Origin of the sequence: Desmonostoc muscorum LEGE 12446 (assembly GCF_015207005.2) — a bacterium.
GTDB lineage: Bacteria > Cyanobacteriota > Cyanobacteriia > Cyanobacteriales > Nostocaceae > Nostoc > Nostoc muscorum.
In genome coordinates this window covers 4178709-4200962 of the sequence record NZ_JADEXS020000001.1, presented here as the reverse complement: position 1 = coordinate 4200962, position 22254 = coordinate 4178709, and the positions used below count along the sequence as shown (strand labels likewise).

The window sequence follows — 22254 nt, the reverse complement described above, 5'->3', positions numbered from 1 at the left end:
GTGAAAACCGAGAGACGTTGTATAAGACCATCATCGGGTTTAGTCCCGAATTCTTAGCAATAAGAATTCCTAACGTGGCAACGACGAGTGAGACGCGAAGCCCCATCCGCCTATGCGGTGGGGTACTTCACAACAGTGTTCTAGATGTACCCAACAAATAGAACACTGTTTTATGTATAGCCTTAGTGAACTACCTACACTCCCAGTTGTCAACGCAGGGGAGGCAGAGGGAGCAGGGGGAGATGAGGAAGCAATGCCCCACGCCTGTCCTGCGTTTACAATCGATTTGTATCTTTGGTAACTAATTTCCAACCTTCAGCTTGGTCAATTAGCTTGATTGACTCTAGTTGAAGATTGTTGAAAACAGATGTATGAAGCAGAAAGTAGGGTTGCCCGTTGTAGTGCCAATAATATTGCAGTTCACCAACAGAAGCGGGAATAATGGTGCGATCGCTGTAATAATCCAATGAAGGACGAGAGTAGGGAAAAGATGTATAAATCTTTTTCGTAGCTGGATTTGCCCGCACGATCATCGCGGCTACTGGTTTAACTGGATAAGCCTCAGATAATTCCCAAACCCAGTAATTGGATTTCATTAACAGTAGCAGCGAAACATAACTTCCCCAGAACAAAATCTTCAGAAATTGCCCGTCGCCTCGCTCTGCCAAAATAGCTGCTAAGGTCATTGTTAAAGCTACTGCTGCAAAAATTAGCTGTAAGTCTGTTTTCGGTGTTGTACCCCAACTAAAATAAATGCTGCCGGCAGAAGCGACTACAGCCAAAATTGCTAAACCTGCTACCCAAGTACGGGGATAGGATGACACTAAAGGCGAATTTTCTGTCTCTGCTAACTGGATACCAAAAGCTAGGGCTAAACTGGGATAAATCGGGAATACATACCAGGGAAGTTTGGTAATCATCAAGGAAATTACTACCAGATAAACACCACTCCACGCTAGTACTAGTTTTGCCCAACTAAGGTTGCGATTTTCCCAAGTTAAACGTACAGTTTGCGGTAAGAATAATAGCCACGGCCATGTGTACTTGAGAAGTTCAATAACGTAGTACCAAGGTGGTTCAAAATTTATCTCTGCAACTGTGCCAATTCGGCTGGATGAATTTACAAGGCCAACTTGGGCGAAAGTATAACCATAGTGAATTAGTTGGGCACCATACCAACCAATCACAGGTAAAATGCCAATCAAAATTGCTATCCACAGATAGTAACAGGTGAGTAGCCGTGGTGTATCCCAAAATAAAAATACGATCGCGATCGCACCTAGCAATATACCCACCAGTCCTTGAGTCAGGCAAATTAACCCAAAACCGATGCCAACACCAAGGCAATAACGTAAATCCCGGCGCGATCGCAACACGCACAACATCATCACCATCAAAAAACTGACCACCGCCCCATCTAACATCGCCAAACGTCCATGACGCACCACGGGTAGCATTGTTAGATAAATCAAGGCACTATAAATAGCTGCCCAACGCTGGCGAAATAATTCTCGACCAATACAATACAGTAAAGGTACTGAACTTGATGTTAAAATTGCTCCGGGAAGCCGCGTAGTGAATTCATTTTCGCCTCCTAGAGAATAAGCCCAAGCAATTAGCAAATGCATTAAAGGCGGCTTGTTATGGTATGGTTCGCCTCCTAGAGTTGGGTAAAGCCAGCGCATTGAGTCTGCTGGTGCTTGCCAAATTTCCCTAGCGACTTGTGCCACTGTACCTTCATCCCAATCTCGCAGGGGTAATCCCCCCAGATTGACGCTAAACAGTAACACTGCTGCTAAAAACAACACGAGAAGCCATACCCAATCAACCCATCTGCCAACTGTGCGATGCTGTTTTTCTAGATGACCCCAAATAAAGCTTCCTTCTTGCATATTCTCTGGTAATCATTTTACTTGCTGGTTTGATTACATAGAGACCAAAGCGAATCTCCAATGTTGTGGCCCAGTAACAACGTCTGTTCTTAACGATTGCTAGTTTCCAAGATTAACTCAACTTTCTCTAATTAGTACTATTTTTCCGGGAAATTTATCTGAATTATTTAACGATCATTTTTATAGATAAATGATAAAAATAAGACGTATAAAAACTGGCTAAATACTTTTGACTACTCTGTAATTAAATCTACATTGCCTGATATTTGATCCGGCTTTTTTGTAACTAATAGGATGATAGTATTACATAGCAGAAGTCAGAATTCAGAATTCAGGAGTCAGGAGTCAGGAGTCAGAATTCAGAATTCAGAAGTCAGAATTCAGGAGTCAGAATTCATATAGCGATTCTTATTTGAATGAGGTACATGGGTAGGGTAGCACCGCTGTGCTACCCTACGAGTATCTATTTTTTCTGTACCTCACCCATGCAGGAACCGCTATAATTCAGACTCAAGAGTTGTGCGATCGCCAAGAGTACTATACAAAAAACCAAAACCTTTGGTTAGTGCGTTAGCCTTTGACATAAGGTAACCTACGTATATTTCAAAAATAAAATACAGCATCAACGAAAGTGAAGTACGCTATTTATGTCTAGTAGCTAGGCAAAAAGCCTATTATAATTCTGAATTCTGAATTCTGAATTCTGACTCCTGACTTCTGAATTCTTAAAAAATAAAAATAACTTGCAAGTTCCATTTTTGCTCTTGGCGAACAATTTCAATTTCTTTAATGAATTCTCGAAAGTAAAATCGTCGTTCTGTTTCGGACAAATCTAACCAGAATTGTGGAATGGAAACAGCAACAGCAACAGAACGCAAATTAACGGGAGGAAGAATTGCCAACTTGGCTTCGAGTGCAGAAATTTCTGTGCGGAGTTTATAAGCTCTTAATTTTGCTGTTTCGGTATCTAAAATGCCATTTTCAATTAAAGCAGGTAACTGAGCGAGTATTTCTTGCTGACGAGCGATCGCTTGGCTTAAACTATTTTTGACTGCATCCAACTGGGGAAAATTCATTCCGGCTACAGCTAGGGGTAAGTCGCGGCAAACAGTTTCAATTGTCTGTTCTAAAACCTCTTGGTAGGCAATAGCCGGACATTTGGGGCGTCGGGGACAGCTAATACAACGTAAATACAGATACTCTTTGTCTTGGTTGCGTTGGGTGACACGGGTAACCGTCAGATGCGATTGACATTCGCCACAGACAATCAACCCTGCTAAAGAACGTGGCGCACTAGCAGTGCGAGATGGTAAACGGCTGTTACGGCGCAAAAGTCGGTCAACTTGGGCAGCTTCTTCCTTGGAAATTATGGGAATATGGGTATCGGAGATAATTTCACCATTTTGGTAAGCTGTATTGCCCCGATAAACTGGATTAGTTAACCAGCGGCGTCCAGTGGTGACAGAAATTTTCTTGCTGTATTTTTTCGCCAAGTAGCGCACTGAACCCCGTAAGGAACCATAGAGTAAAAAATGGTCAAAAAAATCCTTCACCACTGGTGATGTGCTGCGGTCAATGGTATATTTTCCCTTACCTCTGCGGTAGCCGTAGGGAACCTTACCGGGTGGCGGTGCAGCGTCGAGACGATTACGGGCGTGTCCTTGACGAATGCGACGACTGCGTTGTTCGCGTTGGATTGCATGTAGTAAACTCAGCAAGTCAGCCCGGAGAGGGGAATTTTCTGAAGTGTAGGGTTGTTCAGTAGCGATTACCGCCACTCCCATTGCTTCGAGTTCATGAAGGCGATCGCTTACTTCCTCTACAGTATCCCCCAATTCTTCCAAGCGACGAACCAACAGATAATCTGCACCTTGGGTTTGGCAATCTGTGAGTAATTGTTGTAGTTGCGATCGCGTAGCGTATTTAGAGGACTCTCCCTTGCCCAAATCTTGATAAACTCGATCGACTTCCCATCCCCAACTGCTTTCTTCGGGAGAAGATTCTAGTAGAGGATCGGTGTAAGAGTAGGCAATTATTTTCATTGGGAATTGGGAATTGGGCATTGGGCATGGGGCATTGGGCATGGGGCATTTGTTTTTCTTTGCGTAAGAGCGTAAGAGCGTCTCCCCGTCTCCCCACTCCCCCTCACTGTTGACTCAATTCAACAATATTCCCATCAGGATCTTGAGTAAACAGGGCAGGGCGGCCTGAGGCGCTTGGTTGAATGGGATAATTATGATTGAGCAATTCTTGTTTTGCAATGTCCAAGTCAGCAACGGAGAAGGCGAAGTGAGGGTTGCGTCCCCATTTTTCGTTTTGGTTTTCGGTGGGGACAGTCGGTGCAACTATGAGGTGAATTTGATAGTTGCCGACTTGATACCATGCACCAGCGTATTTCAGAGAACGATCTATTTTGGCTAATCCTAAGACTTTGCCATAAAAGTGTTCGGAGCGTTCTAAGTCAGTTACAAGAATTGCTGTGTGGAGACTTTGGGTAATCTGCATTGTTGTAGGTGCGATCGCCATATTCAGGAATGCTGTTATTCCTTCACTTTATAACGATCGCGCCCCTGTTAAATAACATCACCCCATCACTCTGGTAATCTAGTCCTAAACTGTGGTGGGTTTTGGCTTGGGAATAGCGATCGCCAATCTAAACCTTGATTTTTAGCTTACAATTTAGTCATACAGCCAGTTTTGTCCAAAATCTCTAAATGCTGACAGAGTATATTCAAGCAGCTTTGCACAGAGTAAACTATGAAATTTTAGAAGATGGTACTTTTTATGCAGAAGTACCTGAATTGCAGGGGTTATATGCGAATGCGTCTACACTGGAAGCTTGCAGAGAAGAGTTAAAACAATCTTTAGAAGAGTGGATTGTTTTAGGACTACAGTTAGGGCATAATTTACCTGAATTAGACGGAATCTCTCTTGCTTTAAAAAAGGATGCGGCTTAATGCCAAACTTTGGGCTGATTAATCGCAGGGATTTAATTTATTACCTGAAAAAACTTGCTTTTGAAGGGCTTTCCTAAGGTACAAAACATCAATTTATGGTTAAAGATGAACTGAGATTAATCATTCCTAACCCCCACGAAGGAGATATCAGCAAAAGCTTACTGGCAAAAATTTTAAAACAGGCTCAAGTTAGTAGAGATGAATGGGAAGCGCTTTAAAGGTGCGATCGCCCTTGCCATCAATCAGGTAATCTCTCTAACGCCTCCCGTGCGATCGCTCCCCAATATTCATCCTTATACTCAACATATATCTCCAACGCTTTCTCCAAATTAACCCTCGCCTCTGCATAGTTTTCTTCTGCTTTTGCAAGCGTTCCTAAAGCGTGGTAGGTAAGTGCTTGGGAATAGCGATCGCCAAATTCGATTTTAATAGCCAAAGCTTGTTGGTAATTGCGCCGCGCCTCCTCAAATTCACGTAATTCTTGGGCAACTACTCCCAAATTGTGGTAGGTAAGTGCTTGGGAATAGCGATCGCCATATTCGATGAAGATAGCCAAAGCTTGTTGGTAATTGCGCCGCGCCTCCTCAAATTCTCGCAATTCTTGGGCAACTCTTCCCAACTGGTGATAGGTGCCAGGTTGGGAATAGCGATCGCCATATTCGATGAAGATAGCCAAAGCTTGTTGGTAATTGCGCCGCGCTTCCTCAAATTCCTGCAAATCTTGGGCAACTCTTCCCAACTGGTGGTAAGTGCTGGCAGAAGAATAGCGATCGCCAAATTCGATTTTAATAGCCAAAGCTTGTTGGTAATTGCGCCGCGCTTCCTCAAATTCCCCTAAATCTTGGGCAACCATTCCCAAGTTGTGGTATATTTTGGCTTGGTTATAGCGATCACCAAATTCAGTAGAAATAGCCAAAGCTTGTTGGTAATTGCGCTGCGCTTCCTCAAATTCTCGCAATTCTTGGGCAACATATCCCAACTGGTGATAGGTGCTAGCAGAAGAATAGCGATTGCCAAATTCGATATCGATAGCCAAAGCTTGTTGGTAATTGCGCCGCGCCTCCTCAAATTCCCGTAAATTTTGGGCAACTATTCCCAACCCGTGGTAGCTGCTAGCACAAGAATAGCGATCGCCAAATTCGGTTTTGATAGCCAAAGCTTGTTGATAATTGCGCCTCGCCTCCTCAAATTGCCGCAATTCTTGGGCAACTATTCCCAACTGGTGGTAGCTGCTAGCTTGGGAATAGCGATCGCCTATTTGTTGTTCAATTTCTAGACACTGTTGATAGAAAGTTGTCGCCTGTGTAAATTGTCTCAAGTCTAGATAAGCATTCCCCAGTTTAAACAAAGCAGCAATTTCGCCGCGAGGATTCTGAAGTTGCTGTGAAATACTTAAAGATTTTTGATAATAATTAATTGCTGTATCAAATTGTCTTTGCTGAGAATAAGAATCTCCTAATGTGTTGAGTACTTCAGCATAAAAGGTAGAATCTGGAAAGTCTTTAGCTATTTTTTTGGCTTCTTCTAAATATTCTCTAGCTTTGATAGGTTCTCTCTTACTTAGATACGCGACTCCTAGCTGATGCAAAATATTACTACAGTTGCGGAGGTTTTCTCCTGTTGGATGATGCCCAGTAGGTTTATATTCCATTAGCAGGCGGTGTAATAAATCGATCCGCTCTTGCTTTTCTGGAGGTTCTAATCTGTCTATAATTCTGTCAGTATTTTGAGTCTCATGAATAGCATGATCTTTGGTAACTTGAGGTGTTTGAAACCGAAACATCCCCGATTGCCAAGCCCAAAAATCAGGAGCAAATTTGGCTAACCGAGTCAGAGCATAATCTGGCAGAATAAACAAAATGGGATGAGGAACAGTTCTTTTATAAGCATCTCGCACAAAGTTGAGGTCTTGTAAAACTGGCGGATAGTCTCCATAAACGCCAATAGACTTTTCTAAACCTTGTACAATCAAGACTAATTTTTTGTTAGGTTCTATCTCAATAGTGGGCAATATTTGGACAATTTCATCCCTAAGAAATCGCAAATTTTGATCAGAAAAGTTCAGAGTCACAAACTGAATATTTCGACATTCAGGATTTGTCTTTAGCGCCTCAACTAATATTTCTGCATCTGGAGGAAAATTAATTTCTACAAAACCAATCTTAAACTTTTCTGCAAAGTCTACGAAGGTAAGTAATTCAGCAAATACCTCTTGATTAAGCGCAATAAACGCCCCGATTTCTGAACTAAGGTTGCCCTGCGAGTGCGGATTCGATGGCTTTCTGGAAGAATTCATTTTGTTTCACCACTGGATTCGGGTAATTCCATCGTTTATCGCCGTTGTATTCCAAAACTGAAGTGTTAAACAGCATTAACTGACCAATATCATCTTTGCTGACATTCTTGGTGATGCACACTTGGGCTAAAAACGCATAATGTTCTTCAGGAATAAATCTTTCAAAATTAAATTGCTGTTGTTTCACAGCATAAATAATATCTTCGGCAATTATTTTGGGACGTTTGCGAGTGCTAGCAGTTAGGCAAGCAGTCTGTATCATCTGCATTAATTGGCGGACATGTCCTCCACTGGCTTTGGCTAAATCTAGCAATTGCTGGCGAGATTCAAACACAGCATCAATATCTACCCGCTTTTCAATGACGCTGGCAACTGCTTCTAGTCCCGTTTGATTGTAGTTTAAATGGCAGCGATCGCGTTCCAATTCATAAATATTCACCATTGGGACAATATGAGGATTACCATTAAACTGATTGAGTGGGTTTTTCGGAGAACAAAGTACAGAAATTGGTACTGTATAAATTATCGTGCAATCTAATTCTTGTAACTGAGCCGCATAATCAAAAAATAAATGTTCTGCAATGGTTGGTGGTACACGATCCATGTTGTCAAAAATAATCAATAAACCTTTATATTGAGGAAATTTTTCTCTGAGTTTAACGTAGGCATCTCCTAATAAAAGATTAATATCTGCTTTGAGACGTGATAAGTCTTTTTCTAAAGTTTGGCGAATAGTAGTTTTTTGCTTATCAGAACCTTTAATTTGTGCCAGTAATTTGACCATCAATTTAGCAATAAATGGAGCTTCTGGTTTCAGAGTTGCTTCTCCCTGAATACTGACAGATTTTTCTACACTTTCTTCGGTTTCTTTGGTAATATCCTTAAACCAAGATTCAAAGTTTTCTAAAAGTTGAGAATCAAATTTTAAACCTAATTTACGCAACTCAAATTCTACTCGTTTGATAACAATTAAATATAAATCTGTATAATTAGCATCATTAATATCTGTTTCTTCGTTAACTTCTAAATAAATTACGTGATATTGTTCTTCCCATTGCTTCTGAATGCGTTTTAACTCTGTACTTTTGCCACAGCCACGATGTCCGGTAAACAAAATTGTGCGGAAATCGGCGGGTTCTTGAAAGTCTAAAATTTGACTAACTTGTTCAATTGCTGAAGTTTTGCGTACTGCTGATAAATCAACATAGTATCGATCCATATCTGCACCCTCTAGGGGTTCAACATTACAAACTTGAAATGCGTCTCTGAGAGTATTGGCACGCTGATGATTCATTGGATTTTGACTAAGTTTATAGATACGACTTTCTCAATTTTAAATTTTAGGCGATCGCTGTGCTACTTTACATCTGAATAAAACTTTACTTTTTAAATTACTCAGTTGCAGTCAAAGATAGTAAGGGACATCCAAGAATTAAATTAATCAATTCCTGCATCCAACACTAGTATGCAATTTCTTCTCCCCCTGCCTCCCCTGCCTCCCCTGCTCCCCCTGCTCACCCAAGGGATTGATTATTTTTTTATTTGGAAGTCCCTAACTTGGATCGGGAGTAGGGAGTAAGAATATTCTGTTTGAACGCAGCTTAGTATAAATATAATCTCCTATAGAAAATTCACATTTATATTTTTTTGTCAATCCCCTAAAAGAAATATAATATAAATGTTAAGTTTATTTAAGGTGACTTACTTAATTGCGATCGACTAAATCAAAAGCTTGCTGTTCCTCGTTTTTACTCAACTACAATGAGTTAAAGCATAAAAATCTGATATTTAATAAAATAATATTAATGTCAGTAAAAAAACTGAGTATTAACAAGTTCTACAAATTCTGCCCCAACAGGCTTGTATATCGATGAAATATTTGAAACAATAGCTTAGAGAATTATCCATCAGTAGTGCTACATTACTAATTATTATTGCTGACTTCTGAGTTATCGGCAAAGTGATACTGTTAGATAAATAATTTGAAATTTTTTCTTCTTATCCCTTGAAATCTCGTTTTTCGATGTTCCTTTAAAAGATAAATCTCAAGCCTGCTCCCACACCACAATGAAAGACCAAGTATTAGACCGGATTTTTAATAAACCTTCTTTCCCACATAAATTTGAACGCTTGGAACTGGATGATAATTTTTACATTATAGATACATCCGACCAAGTAGAACGGTTTGCACATCGCCCTGAGGAGGTGACACGGGGTAAAGATATCCGGCTAAGCTTTCCTGAACTGATCGGACTTGAAGATATTTTAAAAGCTATTTTGTACGGAAAGCAAGAACTGTTTGAATTACAAGGGATTAAACGAGGTTCAAACCAGAAATCTCATGTATACATAGATATATATATTGTTGCTGAACAACATGAAAAATTTGAAAATAGATTAATCCTACTGATTGAGGATGTTACCGACAAAATTGTTTTAAAACAACAGTTAGCACAGCAAGCTAATGAAGCGAATCTACTATCTAGTGCTTTAATAACTTGTAAAAGTTACATGGATCAAGTAATAACTTCAATGGCAGATGCTTTTTTGGTAACTAGTAACTTGGGAAAAATCATCAAAATCAATCATGCTGCTGAAGAATTATTTGGTTTTACTGAAGAAGAATTAATTAATCAACCTATATCATTGATAATTGACGATCGAGTAGTAATAAAAGCAATTTACCAGCATTTTGCTACTAAACAAAATTTTCAAAATTTAGAGGTAGTCTGTAGAACTAAAACTCGAGAAAAACGCTTGATTGCTTTTTCTTGTTCGGTGATTCCCAAAGCAACAGAAGGCTCAGAAGATATTGTTTACATTGGTCGGGATATCACTGCTCGGCAGCACCGGGAACAACGTACAAATACCCAGTATGCTATCACCCGCATTTTATCAGAATCCCAGAGTATCAAACAGGTAATTCCCCAAATTTTGCAGTCGATTTGTCAAAATCTGGGATGGGATTTAGGCGAACTTTGGACACCAAGTCAATATATCGGTACTTCAGTAAAAAGACACAGTATCAATGCAGTATTAAGGTGTGTGGAAATTTGGTCAAGTCGAGTAGTTTCTGCCAGAGAGTTTAAAGCAGTTACCTGGCAAACTACATATACTCCTGGTATTGGGTTACCTGGTGAAATTTGGATCGGACGATCGCCCCTGTGGACTCAGGATATCACACAAGATGGAGACAAAAGGCGATCGCAATCTGCTGCTGAAGCTGGATTGCACGCAGCTTTTGGTTTCCCCATTTTAGACGATAATGAAATCTTAGGGGTGATGGTTTTCTTTAGCCGAGACATCCAACCAAAAGATCCAGACCTATTGGAAATGGTAAGTTCTATTGGTAGCCAAATCGCCCAGTTTATCAAACGCAAACAAGCAGAAATCGCTCTTGTCGAAAGCGAACAACGATATCGAGATTTATTTGAAAATGCTAACGATTTGATTCAAGCCGTTAATGCCTACGGTCGTTTTTTGTATGTCAATCGCGCATGGCGAGAAACTTTGGGATATAGCGAAGCTGAAATTGCTTCTTTGAATGTTTTTGATATTATACATCCAGAGTTTAGACAATACTGTTGGCAAAAGTTTTATCGCGTGCTTTCCGGAGAAAAGCAGGAGCAAATCAAAGCCGGATTCATTACCAAAAACCGTGAGACAATTTTTTTAGAAGGTAACATTAACGGTAAATTTCTTGAAGGTCATCCAGTTGCTACTCATGGAATTTTTCGCAACATTACCCAGCGATTAGCGGCAGAAAAAGCACTGCGCCATCAACAGGAACAAACCGAACGTTTGTTGCTGAATATTTTGCCGGCAGCAATTTCCAAACGCTTGAAAGAACAACCAGCCAGCATCACCGAAGATTTTGCTGATGTCACAGTTTTATTTGCAGATATCGTTGGCTTCAGCCAAATCGCGGCTTCCATGAGTGCGATTCAACTAGTAAACCTACTCAACCCGATTTTTTCAGCTTTCGATCGCCTCACCGAACAACATAATTTAGAAAAAATCAAAACCATTGGCGATGCTTATATGGTAGTCGGCGGCTTACCCACAGGACGCCCAGATCATGCTCAAGCCATTGCCCTTATGGCACTGGATATGCAGACAGCGATCGCTTTATTTAACGCTGAGAACAACCAAAATTTTAGCATCCGCATCGGTATTCATAGCGGTTCCGTAGTTGCCGGAGTTATTGGGCTGAAAAAGTTTACTTATGACCTCTGGGGAGACACGGTAAACATCGCCAGCCGCATGGAGTCTCAAGGCATTGCTGGTAAAATCCAGGTGACAGAAAATACTTATAAATCCTTGTGTAATGAATTTTTGTTTGAAAAGCGGGGCGAAATCGAAGTTAAAGGCAAAGGGAAAATGACGACTTATTGGTTAATTGGGCATAGGGCATAGGGCATGGGGCATTGGAAGAGGCAGAGGGGCAGAGGGGCAGAGGGGAAAGAACAAGGCACATTGAACTCTCCTCTGCTCCCCTGCTCCCCTGCCCCTGCCCCCCTGCCTCCCCTGCCTCCCCTGCCCCCCTACTCCCCACTCCCCACTCCCTACGTATTCGGAATCAACCTACCACAAGGATAAGTCGCTGTTGGCTGTGAAGGATTTTCAGCCACAGCTGCTGGAACTCGATCTGATGGTTGGTTTTTGGCTGCTAAATAATCTGTTTGCAGTTTTTCTAAAATGGCTTCGCGTCTGTCATACAAACGTTTTAGGGGACGAGGTTGACACTTATTGAGGACGTATGCTGTTACTAGTGGTAAGGCGATCGTGCTATCTGTGTAACAAACAATAGTGTTAGGTAATTCCTCTGGGTCAATCTTACCCCAACTGACGGCTTCCGATGGGGTTGCCCCAGACAAACCACCTGTATCTGGACGAGCATCGGTAAATTGGACAAAGTAATCATGTCCGCGTTCTTCTAGTCCTAAGACTTCGTGAATTTGCGGTTGTGTTTGTAGCAAAAAGTTTTTTGGACTGCCACCACCAAGAATGACAGCGGCACTTTTACCTTCAGATTCACGAGCATTGTAAGCGATCGCTGCTGTCTCATTGACATCAATTGAAGGGTCTAATATTAATTGTGAACCTTCCAATGCCAAAGCTGCTACGTTCATCCCAATGGAACTATCTCCAGGGGAAGACGTATAAATGGGTACGCCATATTCATAAGCGGTAGCCAGTAAGCAAGAATTCTCCACACCCAATTGCTTTTCTACTTCGCGGACATATTTACCTAATAAATAGTGAAACTCAGCGGTTCCCATGCGTTTTTGGAAAGGTTCTGCTTGCAGAATTTTGCGGATAAAAGCATCGGTTTCCAACAGCACATCGTAGCCAAAGATAATGTCATAAATCCGGATGGTGCCTTGTTGACGCAGTTTCACATCATCCAAAAACGGATTACCAGCAAACAGTTCAAAACCCAAACCGTAATGCATATCATGGTAAAGATTTGCACCAGTGCTAATCATCCAGTCAATAAAGCCGTTGCGAATTAAGGGTGCAAGCGCTGAAACCCCAAATCCTGCCGGCGTCATAGCACCGGAAAGGCTAACTCCCACAGTGACACCTTCCGTCAGCACATCACGACTCAGTAGTTGGCAGATTTCCCGCAAACGTGCTGAGTTGTAGGCGGTGAAGTATTTATCAATCAAATCCACCACATTAATATCATTAGATATAGGTGTGGGTGCGATTTTTTGACCCAGCTGTTTAGACATTTTGGCACTCCTGAACAGTAAACACGCCCGAATCTAATGTTATAGCAAAGTGCTGGGTTGGGAGTTGAGAGTTAAAAATTATACTAATTAGAATTATTTTTGATTTATGCAAGAGGTCTAATGAAAGATTCAGCTTAGTCGGTGCTGCAAAAATACTTAGAGGTGGTGAATGAGGATTCAGAATAAATAGAACCTATCGTAATTCTGAATTCTGAATTCTGCTGTATTAAGACTCATTGCTCGTAACTGTGAGTTCATCTAATGCTGTTAAAGGATGTTCACCGTCTAAGGATGACACCTGCGCTTCTAATTTGTCGCAGCACTCCCGCACTAAACGCAAGCCTTGTTCTCGTGAGAGTTCCGCAGTTGCAGGGGTAAATTTTTGGAGAATTTCCGCTTCGATACTTTGATATTGCTCCAGTTCTGCTCTGAGTTTTGTTAAATACTTTGCTCCTTCGCCGCCTTCTGTAATGGCAAACTCTAACACAGAATCTATGTAAGCTTTGACTTTTGGATGCTTGATTCCCTCTGTAGCAGCAGCATACAGTAATTTGCCATTTAAATACTCAAAATCTGGTACCCAAAGGTAATTTCCACTTAGTTGGAATGTATAAACTTCTTTATTTGGTATGACTTTTAGTTGTTCTGTTCTCACGCGGCGAGCAGCTTTTTCTAAAATCGCGATTACGGAAATTATTACTGAGGGAAAGTTGCTATCTATACATCTGATTTCTACAGTGCCAAGTTTGTTAAGTCGGACTGGGTTCCAAGCTGATTTGAGTAAGCTTCCTCCCGCTTCTTTAAAAAGATGACGCTCAACTTTGGCTTTGTCCATTGCTTGCAACCAAGCATAGTAGCGAGCGAATTGCTGTTCAACTAAACTTTCAACACTGTCAGCATAAGGCATCAGTCCGCCGACAGGCTGCAAATGGGTGTAAACTCCTTCCCAGTCAAAGGTTTCGCTACCACGATAACGAATCGTGTGCATAGCTAGTCCGATCGCTCGTCCTTCATAAAATGGACACGATCGCGTTAAGCAAATCAATGCTGAGTCGAAGGCTGTAGCTAAATTATAAATATTTAGCAGTTCTTCTCGCTCTGCCGCATTTGAATTGTAAGACACTACTACACGAGAATCAATGACTCCCGGCGGTACTTCCAGATGTATGTGTGTACCAGTACATTTACCAGCGTGCAAAAATTTATCGTAGCCGACAGTCCGCGCTTGGATATGGTAATTGAGTTGGTCGCGCATGACTGGCATGATATGTAAGGGGTAGCTAGACAGAGGATAAAGCCTTAAATTCATCTGTTGTGCTACTGCGATCGCTAGTTTCAAATTTCTCAGATATTCTTTTGCTAGGTCTGTGGCAGTATACGCCGGCGCGGTATTAATCTCCACCATATTCTTGACGAACTCTGGCACAAAGTACTGTGGGTTCACTCCTTGTGCTTCTGCGACTGAATGACAAGCCTGCAAAAATTCATCTGCACGATTACTGATTTCACCAGTCTCATTTACGAGAAAAAACTCTTGCTCAAGACCAATGCGACGTTTTAGTACATCCATTTCTCAAGTCTCTCTTAGTTAAATTGGTAGAATTATCGATTCACCGCAATTTTGCGGCAGCATTGGAGATTATTAAATTCCCGACATAGATATGCTACTGGAATATAGTGAATAATCTCAAACCTTTATTTTTATGTATTTTTGCAACAAAATAATTTCAAGGCGATGAGTTTGTGGGGGTGCGATCGCATTTTTTTTGTTTTGAAAATAGCGAGTAGAAAGTGGGGAATAGGGGAAGGAACCGCGACATACAGCGTATTTTTGGTGAATGAAGTACACAGGTAGGGGCACAGCCATGTTCCCTACAATTATCTCTACTCCAAAAAGCTTCTTCCCTTCGATAGAAGTTAAGACATCGCAGGTTTTTCAAGATTTGAGTTAGGACTTACCCAGCGAGGCGAGAAATCTACATGACTCAAGATATCTTTGAATTACCCGGCCCAGAAGGAAATTCTATTGTGGGTAGTCTGCTTGATTTTGGCCGCGATCCTTTGGGGTTTTTAACGAAGTGCGCTAATGAATATGGTGATATTGTACCTATACGTTTGGGATTGACACCAGCTTGTTTGTTAACTAATCCTAACTATATTGAGCAAGTACTTAAAGACACAAAATTATTTGTTAAAAGTCGTTCTTTACATGCCCTCAAAACTTTATTGGGTGAAGGACTTCTCACTAGCGAAGGAGATTCTTGGTTTCGCCAGCGACGCTTGATACAACCTGTATTCCACCAGAAGCGCATTGCTACCTATGGGGATATTATGGTTGCCTACACTGAACAAATGCTGGATACTTGGCAAGATGGCGAAACTCGTGATGTTCACCGAGACATGATGCGCTTGACATTAAATATTGTCATGAAAACAATATTTAACCGCGACCTCAGCGAAGGACAAGCACAAGATGTTGCCCATGCATTAGATGTAACATCAGATTGGTTTGAAAGTAAACGCCAGCAAAATTTTATCTTTTTGGAATGGTTCCCTAGACCTGAGAATATTCGCTACAGAAATGCTATCAAGCAGATGGATAAAACTATTTATGAGATGATAAATCAACGGCGTGCTAGTGGTGAAAATCCCGGAGATTTACTCTCAATGTTAATGGCAGCTAGGGATGAAGAAGATGGCAGTCAAATGAGCGATCGCCAATTGCGAGATGAAATCGCAACTTTAATGTTAGCAGGACATGAAACTACATCCAATACTTTAACGGGAGCATGGATACTTTTATCTCAGTATCCGGAAGTACGTACTCAATTATTAACAGAATTACAACAAGTTTTAGGAGAGCGTTCTCCTACAATTGCAGATCTACCAAACTTGCGCTACACAGATATGGTTATCAAGGAGACAATGCGAGTATTTCCTCCTGTGTATAACATGGCACGGAAAGCTACCCAAGATTGTGAAATTGATGGTTATCAACTGCCAGAAGGTTGTATGATTATTATGAGCCAGTGGGTAATGCATCGCAATCCTCGCTACTTTGAAGACCCAGAAGTATTTAAACCAGAACGTTGGGCTAATAATTTAGAGAAAAATCTGCCTAGAGGAGTTTACTTTCCCTTTGGTGACGGGCCGCGAATTTGTATTGGTAAGAGTTTTGCTTTAATGGAAGCGGTTTTATTATTAGCAACCATCGCCCAAAAATTTGAATTAAATCTTGTGCCAGATCATCCAATTGTTCCCCAAGCTTCCATTACGTTACGCCCAGCATCTGGGGTGAAAGTAACGCTGAAGCAAAGTACACCCCTTACGACTCAGAGTGTAATTTAAGTGCTTTCTTGCTAAAAGATTACTTGTTTTTTCTTCTCTCTGCGCCCTTGGTGTTCTTCTCTACGAGACGCTGCGCGTTGGCGGAAGCCTCTCGAAGAGAAGGCGGTTCGTTAAAAAAAGGATGATTTATCTCACGCAGAGGCGCAGAGGTGCAGAGAGAATGAGGAGTTAATGCATAAATTTTCTTGTTTGTTTGTGCAATGCCAAAAATTAGGTGTAGTTGTGGTGGGATAACAGTAGTGTCATAAAATTTTGACATGATCGGGGTAAAATTCTGGGTTTTTCAAGGACTTTTTGGGGTTAATTAAAAACCACGGTATCTGCATCGGATTTGGATGCAAAAGACAGAGAAATTTTAGACAAATAGTTCCAAAACCTTATTAAATCAGGATTACAGGTTGTCTAATATTGCGATCGCCATTCTCTAAATTTCAGAAATTGGACACTGAAATTAAATTCCCCCTTTTTCATGTGCCTATGTGGTTATTTTTGCCAATTCATCCATTTCACAGGTTTCAAAAGGCATAATTTTCAGTTGAACTAGCGTAAATTAATTGTGTAGAAAGTGGCAAGTTCAACTTATACGTCTTATGAATAACAGTATTTTTAACCAAACAGTTTCTCCAGTTACTATTGCCATTATTGGTGGTGGTTTTAGCGGTTCTTTGGTTGCAGCTAATCTTTTACGCAACGCAACTAGGCCATTAACTATCAAATTAATTGAACGGAATTCTGAAGTGGGAAGAGGAGTTGCTTACGGTACACCGGTGGATTGTCATTTGCTGAATGTGCCGGCTGGCAAGATGAGTGCATTTGCGGATGAACCAAATCACTTTCTCAACTGGCTGCACAGCAACGGACATGAACAGGTAACTGCATCTACCTTCGTTCCACGTCGGGTTTATGGCGATTATGTGCAGGCGACTTTAAAAGCAGCACAGGATAATGCATCGGCAAATGTGCAGTTAGAAAGAATTGTAGATGAAGCGATCGCCATTGAAACAAAATCCTCTAGCACAATCATATACCTCAGCAGTGGTCAGTGTTTGGATGTGCAAAAGGCTGTGTTAGCTTTGGGGAATTTCCCGGCAATTCTGCCTAAACCAATTGCGAGTTTAAACAAACAATATGTCAAAGATGCTTGGTCGAGTAGTGCGATCGCTAACTTAAATCCAGAGGATGCTATTCTCTTGGTGGGCACTGGTTTAACGATGGCGGATACCGTAGTTGCCTTACGCCAGGAAGGTTTCCAGGGAAAAATCCATGCTGTCTCGCGTCACGGATTAATGCCTTGTCGCCACAAATCAACAATGCCTTATCCAGCATTTATTGATGTGGAAACTGCACCCAAAACTGCGCGAGGACTACTACATATAGTACGTCAAGAACTGCGATCGGCACTTAGTCAAGGGCAAGATTGGCGTGGAGTAATCGATGCCATTCGCCCAGTTATTCAACAGCTGTGGCAAACACTATCATTGCTAGAACAGAAGCGATTTTTGCGTCATGTGAAAGCTTATTGGGAAGTTCACCGTCATCGCATTGCCGAAGAAATTGCCCAAGTACTCGATACTGCAATGGAATCTGGTCAACTCATCCATTACGCAGGTCGAATTCAAAGCTGCCAGCAGTTGGAAAATGGCGTAGATGTGAAAATCTCCCAACGTGGGACACACAAAGATATTCTTTTGCAAGTCAACCGAATTATAAACTGCACCGGCGCAAATTGTGATTACCGCAGATTGCAACACCCATTGGTGGCTAGCCTGCAAGAACAACGTTTGATTCATTTCAACACCTTGTCAATGGGAATCGACACAGCCCCAAATGGTGCCTTGATAGATGCAGATGGCAAAGCATCTCAAATGCTGTACACCTTAGGGACGCCACGCAAAGGTAATCTTTGGGAAACCACCGCTGTTCCAGAAATTCGGGTGCAAGCAGCAAGTTTGGCGCAGGAGTTACTGAAATACCTTAATTATCATGCTACTGCTGTGGAAGGAAATCTATCATTCACGTTGAGGAAACCTGTTATGCTATTTCGTCAACTGTTCGATAAAGAGACGAGTACTTATACTTACTTGATTGCTGACCCAGAAACTAAAACAGCCATCCTAGTTGATTCTGTATTGGAACAAGTTGAACGCGATTTAAAAGTTTTGCGACAATTGGATTTGACTCTGCGCTATTGTCTAGAAACTCACATCCATGCCGACCACATCACTGGCATAGACAGACTCAGGTCACTAACAGGTTGTTTAGGTGTTGTGCCTGAGAATTCAGCGGCTATCTTTGCAGACCAGTACATTGGCGATGGTAACATCTTGCAATTGGGGAGTGTGCAAATTCGAGCGATCGCTACTCCTGGTCATACTAACAGCCATTTGGCATACTTAGTCAACGACACTCATCTGTTAACTGGAGATGCCTTATTCATCCGAGGTTGCGGTCGTACCGACTTCCAAAACGGCGACGCCGGGGCATTATATGATGCCGTTACTCAAAAACTATTCACATTACCAGAAGACACCTTAGTATATCCCGGTCACGACTACCAAGGGCAGACAGTATCCACCATTGGCGAAGAAAAGCGCTGGAATCCCCGGTTTGCTGGACACAGCCGCAATCAGTTCATTGAACAAATGAACAACCTCAACCTACCCCAACCGAAAAAAATATTGGAAGCTGTACCCGCAAATCAACAATGTGGCAGAGTTTTACTTGCACTGGACTATCAAATCTAACAATAATTAATAGTTATATAGGTCATTGATCCTAGTCCAAAATAGGACACTTATACGATGCGTTCATTAAGGCGATCGCTGTAGGATATACTAATCCAATAATTACAGCATTTTTGATGTATTTGAACCACATCTGTCGTAGGGGCACAGCATTGCTGTGCCCCTACCGCTTGGCTTCTCCAAAATCATTGGTCTGAAATTCAGGCTTTGAAAGGAGAACTCAATCAGATTAAGAGTGAAATCAAAGTCTTGAAAAACCCTACAAAATGCCAAAAAAAACTTATAATCAACTACAATCATGACCTCTTGTAACGAATGACAACACAAATAGTCTTAAATAAAAAAGTATCCTTATCTGCAAATGTTCTGACTCAAGACTTAGCAGGGGAATCAGTTTTATTGAATCTGCAAACTGAAGAATATTTTAGTCAAAACGAAGTTGGTACAAAAATATTCTTTGTGCTAACTGAGTCAGATTCTATCCAGACAGCTTACGACACCTTGCTAAAAGAGTATGATGTCGAGCCAGAGAAGTTAAAACAAGACTTGCTCAAGTTTATTGATAAATTGGTTAAGGCTGGACTAGTGGAAATTACTGATTCTTAACTTGAAGCAAAAAATCAAATCATGCGTGTACTGATGATTGGTGCTGGGGGCGTTGCCTTGACAAGACCCTTAGATTGGGTAGTCAAAGCAGGTTATGAAGTTTGGCTACTAGGAGATGTAGACCCTTATGAAACTGAAACTCCCAAAAATTATCGCTATTTCCCCACTGTTTGGCGAAAGTATCTAGAGGAGTTTACCAACACCTACCCATACGAAGATCAGATGGCCGAGGAAATGGCGGAGCCGTTACGTAAACTTGCAGACGAATTCCAGCCTGATATTATCCATGTCCACGCCATTGGTTGGCACGCCCAGTGTTGTGTCCTGGCGAATCTAAGCCCTCTTGTCGTCTCTGCTTGGGGCTTTTTAAATCATTTGCTACAACCAGAAAGGGAACTAAGCAAGCATAGCGATAGGGTTAGCCAAGTGTTTCAGAACACTGGTGTGCTGATTGTAGAGACACCTAGTTTGATAGAAAAATCCAAAGCACTGTTGAACCCTGAACAAAGGGTAGAATTAATCCCTCTAGGGACAAACCCTAAACATTTTCGCTCTGGAGTCACAAAAGATTTACCAAAATGGCGACGGGAAGTATTGAAGATTGATGAAGAAGCCACAATTCTGCTTTCGCCCCGTGGTTGGTCTAAAGTATATAACCATGAGCAGATATTTACAGCCTATGCACAGGCTTTTCCTCAATTCACCAAACCGACGGTACTCGTCTTTTCAAAGCTAGGGCGTGCCGGCGGGGAAGAAGCAGTAGTTATTTACGAAAGCATCCGCAACAAAGCAGAAGAACTTGGGTTATTAGATAATCTGCGCTGGATGCCCGGCCTACCTTATAATTTCATGCCTACAGGCTACAACTTAGCAGATGTGATCATCAATTATCCCGTCAGTGATGCCTTTCCTTCGACACTAATTGAAGCAGTTGCCTGTGAACGCCCAGTTATTACCTGTGATTTGTTAGCTTATCGAGGCACTTTTATTGAAGAATTTTGTACTTTGGTAGAACCTCAGAACCCAGATGCTCTAGCAGAGGCAATGATTAAAGTTGTCAATCAACCTCCCCAAGAGCGAGAAGCACATCTTGCACAAGCACGGCAAGTTATTGTCGAGCAGTATGATGAGGCCATTTTACAAAAGCGGCTGTTTCAGCTATATGAAAATTTAGCATCTACTACTAAGGTAGTCTCTGCCTAAATTTTGCATCACTAAATTTGATAAATGAAGTGAATTTCTATTAAAATCACTCTATTGTTCAGTTATAAAAACGAGATCCCATAGCTTCTCTTCTCTTAATTGCGCGAGCGTAGCTATTTTCTTGTAGTAGACCAATCCGCTCTATGTTGTACTCGTTCAGTACTCGTTTACGTGCAGCCTCACCTAACTCCATTCGCAAAGATGGGTTGCGTAGTAATTCAACCACTGCTTTAGCAATTTGATTAGGGTTATAAGGGGGAACGAGCCTTCCACATTCACCATGATTGAGTTGCTCGGCCATTCCTCCGGAACTACTTCCGACTATTCCACGCGCAGCAGCCATAGCCTCCAGACAGACGAACGGAAAGTTGTCCCATAAACTAGGAAACACGCACACTTCAGTGCTTCTTAAATAAGATGGGATTTTTTCAAATGGTACGAAACCTATGAACTCAAGTGAATTTTTATAAGGTTGCAACATACCTTCAAGATACTGCCGCATATGTAAATTAGGGTTAGGTGAAGAAGATGTTCTGCCAATGAATCGAAAGCTTACTTCGGGGTGCTGCTTCAATACAATCGGTATTGCTTGAGCAAGATCAAGAATACCTTTTCGGTTTTCAAGTCTGCCAATAAAAGTTACTACATTAGTCTGATTCTCAACAGGAATCTCTAAAAGCTCCCTTGATGGAACATATAGGTTGGGTACAAGAGATATCTTGTTACGATTTAATTTCCAAGCCTTGATCAACTCATCAGCTATTGCTTGAGAAGGGGCGACAATTTCATCTGCATTTAGAGCATGGATATATTCAATATCATCTTTAAAATTATATTTCCATCTGGGTTTAATACTTTTACCACGTAAGGCTTCCATATATTTATGTGCTTCACGTAACAATGACGGCTTTTCTTCACTTATCTTACTTGCCAAGAAACATGGCGTATGTAACTTAACTACAAGTGGGATTTCTGGAACAAGGCGAACAGCTTCTCGTGCCTCAGCATTATAATCAGTGCCTTCGACCACATCAAACTTGACTAATGAGTGCCTTTCGACAAAAAGTTGACCAACTCGCTTTACAAAGTTTGTCAGATCGCGTTCATTAATTCGATGGACTAGTATCTCGTTTTCAGTTTCGGTTGTAGTACGTACCGTACTACCTGCAAATACCTCAACTTGATGACCTCTTTGTTGTAGAACTCTAGCTGCCTGATATACATATGTAGCAATACCTCCATATGCTGTATCGGGTGGATATTCGTAGCTAATAAAAGCAATTTTCATGCGTCTTTACTTTTGGTGGACTATAACTTACAGCACTTCCGGCGGCTATGAGGTACATCCTCAAAGCTGAAAGCTATGCAATTAAAGCTAACTAGTGTGGGCTGTCATTTGTTCTTTGTCATTGTTCATTAGTAAGAGTTTTAAGCCTATTTACGTTTCGTAATATAGTTGGATTTATTCCC

The 22254-nt window shown here is 41.4% G+C and carries 16 protein-coding genes; 7 read left to right on the top strand and 9 right to left on the bottom strand.

Translation table 11 applies throughout. The features are described from left to right. Positions 1-275 precede the first annotated feature (275 nt). From IQ276_RS17980 to IQ276_RS17970, 3 genes are all read right to left on the bottom strand, one after another. Positions 276-1892, bottom strand: a complete 1617-nt coding sequence (locus tag IQ276_RS17980; protein ID WP_193919338.1) for an ArnT family glycosyltransferase — start codon at positions 1890-1892, stop codon at positions 276-278. Between the two features lie 725 nt (positions 1893-2617). Further along, entirely contained in the window at positions 2618-3934 is a 1317-nt protein-coding gene (locus tag IQ276_RS17975; RefSeq protein ID WP_193919340.1) for a recombinase family protein, read from the bottom strand. 103 nt (positions 3935-4037) lie between these two features. Then, on the bottom strand, positions 4038-4397 hold the full coding sequence (locus IQ276_RS17970) for a VOC family protein (protein WP_190875933.1): 360 nt from the start codon (positions 4395-4397) through the stop codon (positions 4038-4040). 209 nt (positions 4398-4606) lie between these two features. On the opposite strand from IQ276_RS17970, the gene IQ276_RS17965 reads away from it, so the two are divergent. Next, positions 4607-4849 (top strand): type II toxin-antitoxin system HicB family antitoxin, encoded by a 243-nt coding sequence (locus IQ276_RS17965; protein ID WP_193923552.1) that lies wholly within the window; start codon positions 4607-4609, stop codon positions 4847-4849. A 95-nt stretch (positions 4850-4944) separates the two neighbouring features. Beyond that, positions 4945-5067: a type II toxin-antitoxin system HicA family toxin gene (locus tag IQ276_RS40245; RefSeq protein WP_255264336.1), complete on the top strand. Its 123-nt coding sequence runs from the start codon at positions 4945-4947 to the stop codon at positions 5065-5067. A gap of 20 nt (positions 5068-5087) precedes the next feature. Here IQ276_RS40245 and IQ276_RS17960 read toward each other — a convergent pair whose 3' ends face one another. Both IQ276_RS17960 and IQ276_RS17955 read right to left on the bottom strand, forming a co-directional pair. Next, the gene (locus IQ276_RS17960) at positions 5088-7145 is read right to left on the bottom strand and encodes a tetratricopeptide repeat protein (protein ID WP_235115757.1); all 2058 of its coding nucleotides are present in this window, start codon (positions 7143-7145) and stop codon (positions 5088-5090) included. Next, positions 7096-8439 (bottom strand): P-loop NTPase fold protein, encoded by a 1344-nt coding sequence (locus tag IQ276_RS17955; RefSeq protein WP_193923545.1) that lies wholly within the window; start codon positions 8437-8439, stop codon positions 7096-7098. Before IQ276_RS17955 ends, IQ276_RS17960 begins: the two co-directional genes overlap by 50 nt. A 773-nt stretch (positions 8440-9212) precedes the next feature. On the opposite strand from IQ276_RS17955, the gene IQ276_RS17950 reads away from it, so the two are divergent. Continuing rightward, the gene (locus IQ276_RS17950) at positions 9213-11561 is read left to right on the top strand and encodes an adenylate/guanylate cyclase domain-containing protein (protein WP_193924797.1); all 2349 of its coding nucleotides are present in this window, start codon (positions 9213-9215) and stop codon (positions 11559-11561) included. A 149-nt stretch (positions 11562-11710) separates the two neighbouring features. Here the strand turns inward: IQ276_RS17950 and IQ276_RS17945 are convergent, their stop codons facing one another. Together IQ276_RS17945 and IQ276_RS17940 are read right to left on the bottom strand one after the other, a co-directional pair. Further along, positions 11711-12883: a homospermidine biosynthesis protein gene (locus IQ276_RS17945; protein WP_193913940.1), complete on the bottom strand. Its 1173-nt coding sequence runs from the start codon at positions 12881-12883 to the stop codon at positions 11711-11713. 226 nt (positions 12884-13109) lie between these two features. Continuing rightward, a complete protein-coding gene (locus IQ276_RS17940; protein ID WP_235115756.1) occupies positions 13110-14453 on the bottom strand; it encodes a glutamate-cysteine ligase family protein in 1344 nt (447 codons plus the stop codon). A 410-nt stretch (positions 14454-14863) separates the two neighbouring features. Here IQ276_RS17940 and IQ276_RS17935 point away from each other — a divergent pair, with 410 nt between their 5' ends. Further along, positions 14864-16231 (top strand): cytochrome P450, encoded by a 1368-nt coding sequence (locus tag IQ276_RS17935; RefSeq protein ID WP_193913944.1) that lies wholly within the window; start codon positions 14864-14866, stop codon positions 16229-16231. Positions 16232-16250: 19 nt separating this feature from the next. Here IQ276_RS17935 and IQ276_RS17930 read toward each other — a convergent pair whose 3' ends face one another. Further along, positions 16251-16490, bottom strand: a complete 240-nt coding sequence (locus tag IQ276_RS17930) for a hypothetical protein (RefSeq protein WP_235115755.1) — start codon at positions 16488-16490, stop codon at positions 16251-16253. A gap of 331 nt (positions 16491-16821) precedes the next feature. Between IQ276_RS17930 and IQ276_RS17925 the strand changes: the two genes are divergently transcribed. The 3 genes from IQ276_RS17925 to IQ276_RS17915 all read left to right on the top strand — a co-directional run bounded on the left by IQ276_RS17925 (position 16822) and on the right by IQ276_RS17915 (position 20784). Continuing rightward, positions 16822-18975, top strand: coding sequence for an FAD/NAD(P)-binding protein (locus IQ276_RS17925; protein WP_193913946.1), 2154 nt, complete (start codon positions 16822-16824; stop codon positions 18973-18975). Positions 18976-19290: 315 nt separating this feature from the next. Continuing rightward, a complete protein-coding gene (locus IQ276_RS17920; protein WP_099067599.1) occupies positions 19291-19581 on the top strand; it encodes a PqqD family protein in 291 nt (96 codons plus the stop codon). Positions 19582-19602: 21 nt separating this feature from the next. Then, positions 19603-20784 (top strand): glycosyltransferase family 4 protein, encoded by a 1182-nt coding sequence (locus tag IQ276_RS17915; protein ID WP_193913948.1) that lies wholly within the window; start codon positions 19603-19605, stop codon positions 20782-20784. A gap of 58 nt (positions 20785-20842) precedes the next feature. Here IQ276_RS17915 and IQ276_RS17910 read toward each other — a convergent pair whose 3' ends face one another. Beyond that, positions 20843-22072 (bottom strand): glycosyltransferase family 4 protein, encoded by a 1230-nt coding sequence (locus IQ276_RS17910; RefSeq protein WP_193913950.1) that lies wholly within the window; start codon positions 22070-22072, stop codon positions 20843-20845. Positions 22073-22254 lie beyond the last annotated feature (182 nt).

Excerpts from the sequence above, each read along its gene's own strand:
- IQ276_RS17960 (WP_235115757.1), bottom strand. The coding sequence starts at position 7,145 with ATGAATTCTTCCAGAAAGCCATCGAATCCGCACTCGCAGGGCAACCTT.
- IQ276_RS17950 (WP_193924797.1), top strand. The coding sequence starts at position 9,213 with ATGAAAGACCAAGTATTAGACCGGATTTTTAATAAACCTTCTTTCCCA.
- IQ276_RS17965 (WP_193923552.1), top strand. The coding sequence starts at position 4,607 with ATGCTGACAGAGTATATTCAAGCAGCTTTGCACAGAGTAAACTATGAA.
- IQ276_RS17915 (WP_193913948.1), top strand. The coding sequence starts at position 19,603 with ATGCGTGTACTGATGATTGGTGCTGGGGGCGTTGCCTTGACAAGACCC.
- IQ276_RS17980 (WP_193919338.1), bottom strand. The coding sequence starts at position 1,892 with ATGCAAGAAGGAAGCTTTATTTGGGGTCATCTAGAAAAACAGCATCGC.
- IQ276_RS40245 (WP_255264336.1), top strand. The coding sequence starts at position 4,945 with ATGGTTAAAGATGAACTGAGATTAATCATTCCTAACCCCCACGAAGGA.
- IQ276_RS17955 (WP_193923545.1), bottom strand. The coding sequence starts at position 8,439 with ATGAATCATCAGCGTGCCAATACTCTCAGAGACGCATTTCAAGTTTGT.
- IQ276_RS17925 (WP_193913946.1), top strand. The coding sequence starts at position 16,822 with ATGAATAACAGTATTTTTAACCAAACAGTTTCTCCAGTTACTATTGCC.
- IQ276_RS17940 (WP_235115756.1), bottom strand. The coding sequence starts at position 14,453 with ATGGATGTACTAAAACGTCGCATTGGTCTTGAGCAAGAGTTTTTTCTC.
- IQ276_RS17930 (WP_235115755.1), bottom strand. The coding sequence starts at position 16,490 with ATGTCAAAATTTTATGACACTACTGTTATCCCACCACAACTACACCTA.
- IQ276_RS17970 (WP_190875933.1), bottom strand. The coding sequence starts at position 4,397 with ATGCAGATTACCCAAAGTCTCCACACAGCAATTCTTGTAACTGACTTA.
- IQ276_RS17945 (WP_193913940.1), bottom strand. The coding sequence starts at position 12,883 with ATGTCTAAACAGCTGGGTCAAAAAATCGCACCCACACCTATATCTAAT.
- IQ276_RS17920 (WP_099067599.1), top strand. The coding sequence starts at position 19,291 with ATGACAACACAAATAGTCTTAAATAAAAAAGTATCCTTATCTGCAAAT.
- IQ276_RS17975 (WP_193919340.1), bottom strand. The coding sequence starts at position 3,934 with ATGAAAATAATTGCCTACTCTTACACCGATCCTCTACTAGAATCTTCT.
- IQ276_RS17935 (WP_193913944.1), top strand. The coding sequence starts at position 14,864 with ATGACTCAAGATATCTTTGAATTACCCGGCCCAGAAGGAAATTCTATT.
- IQ276_RS17910 (WP_193913950.1), bottom strand. The coding sequence starts at position 22,072 with ATGAAAATTGCTTTTATTAGCTACGAATATCCACCCGATACAGCATAT.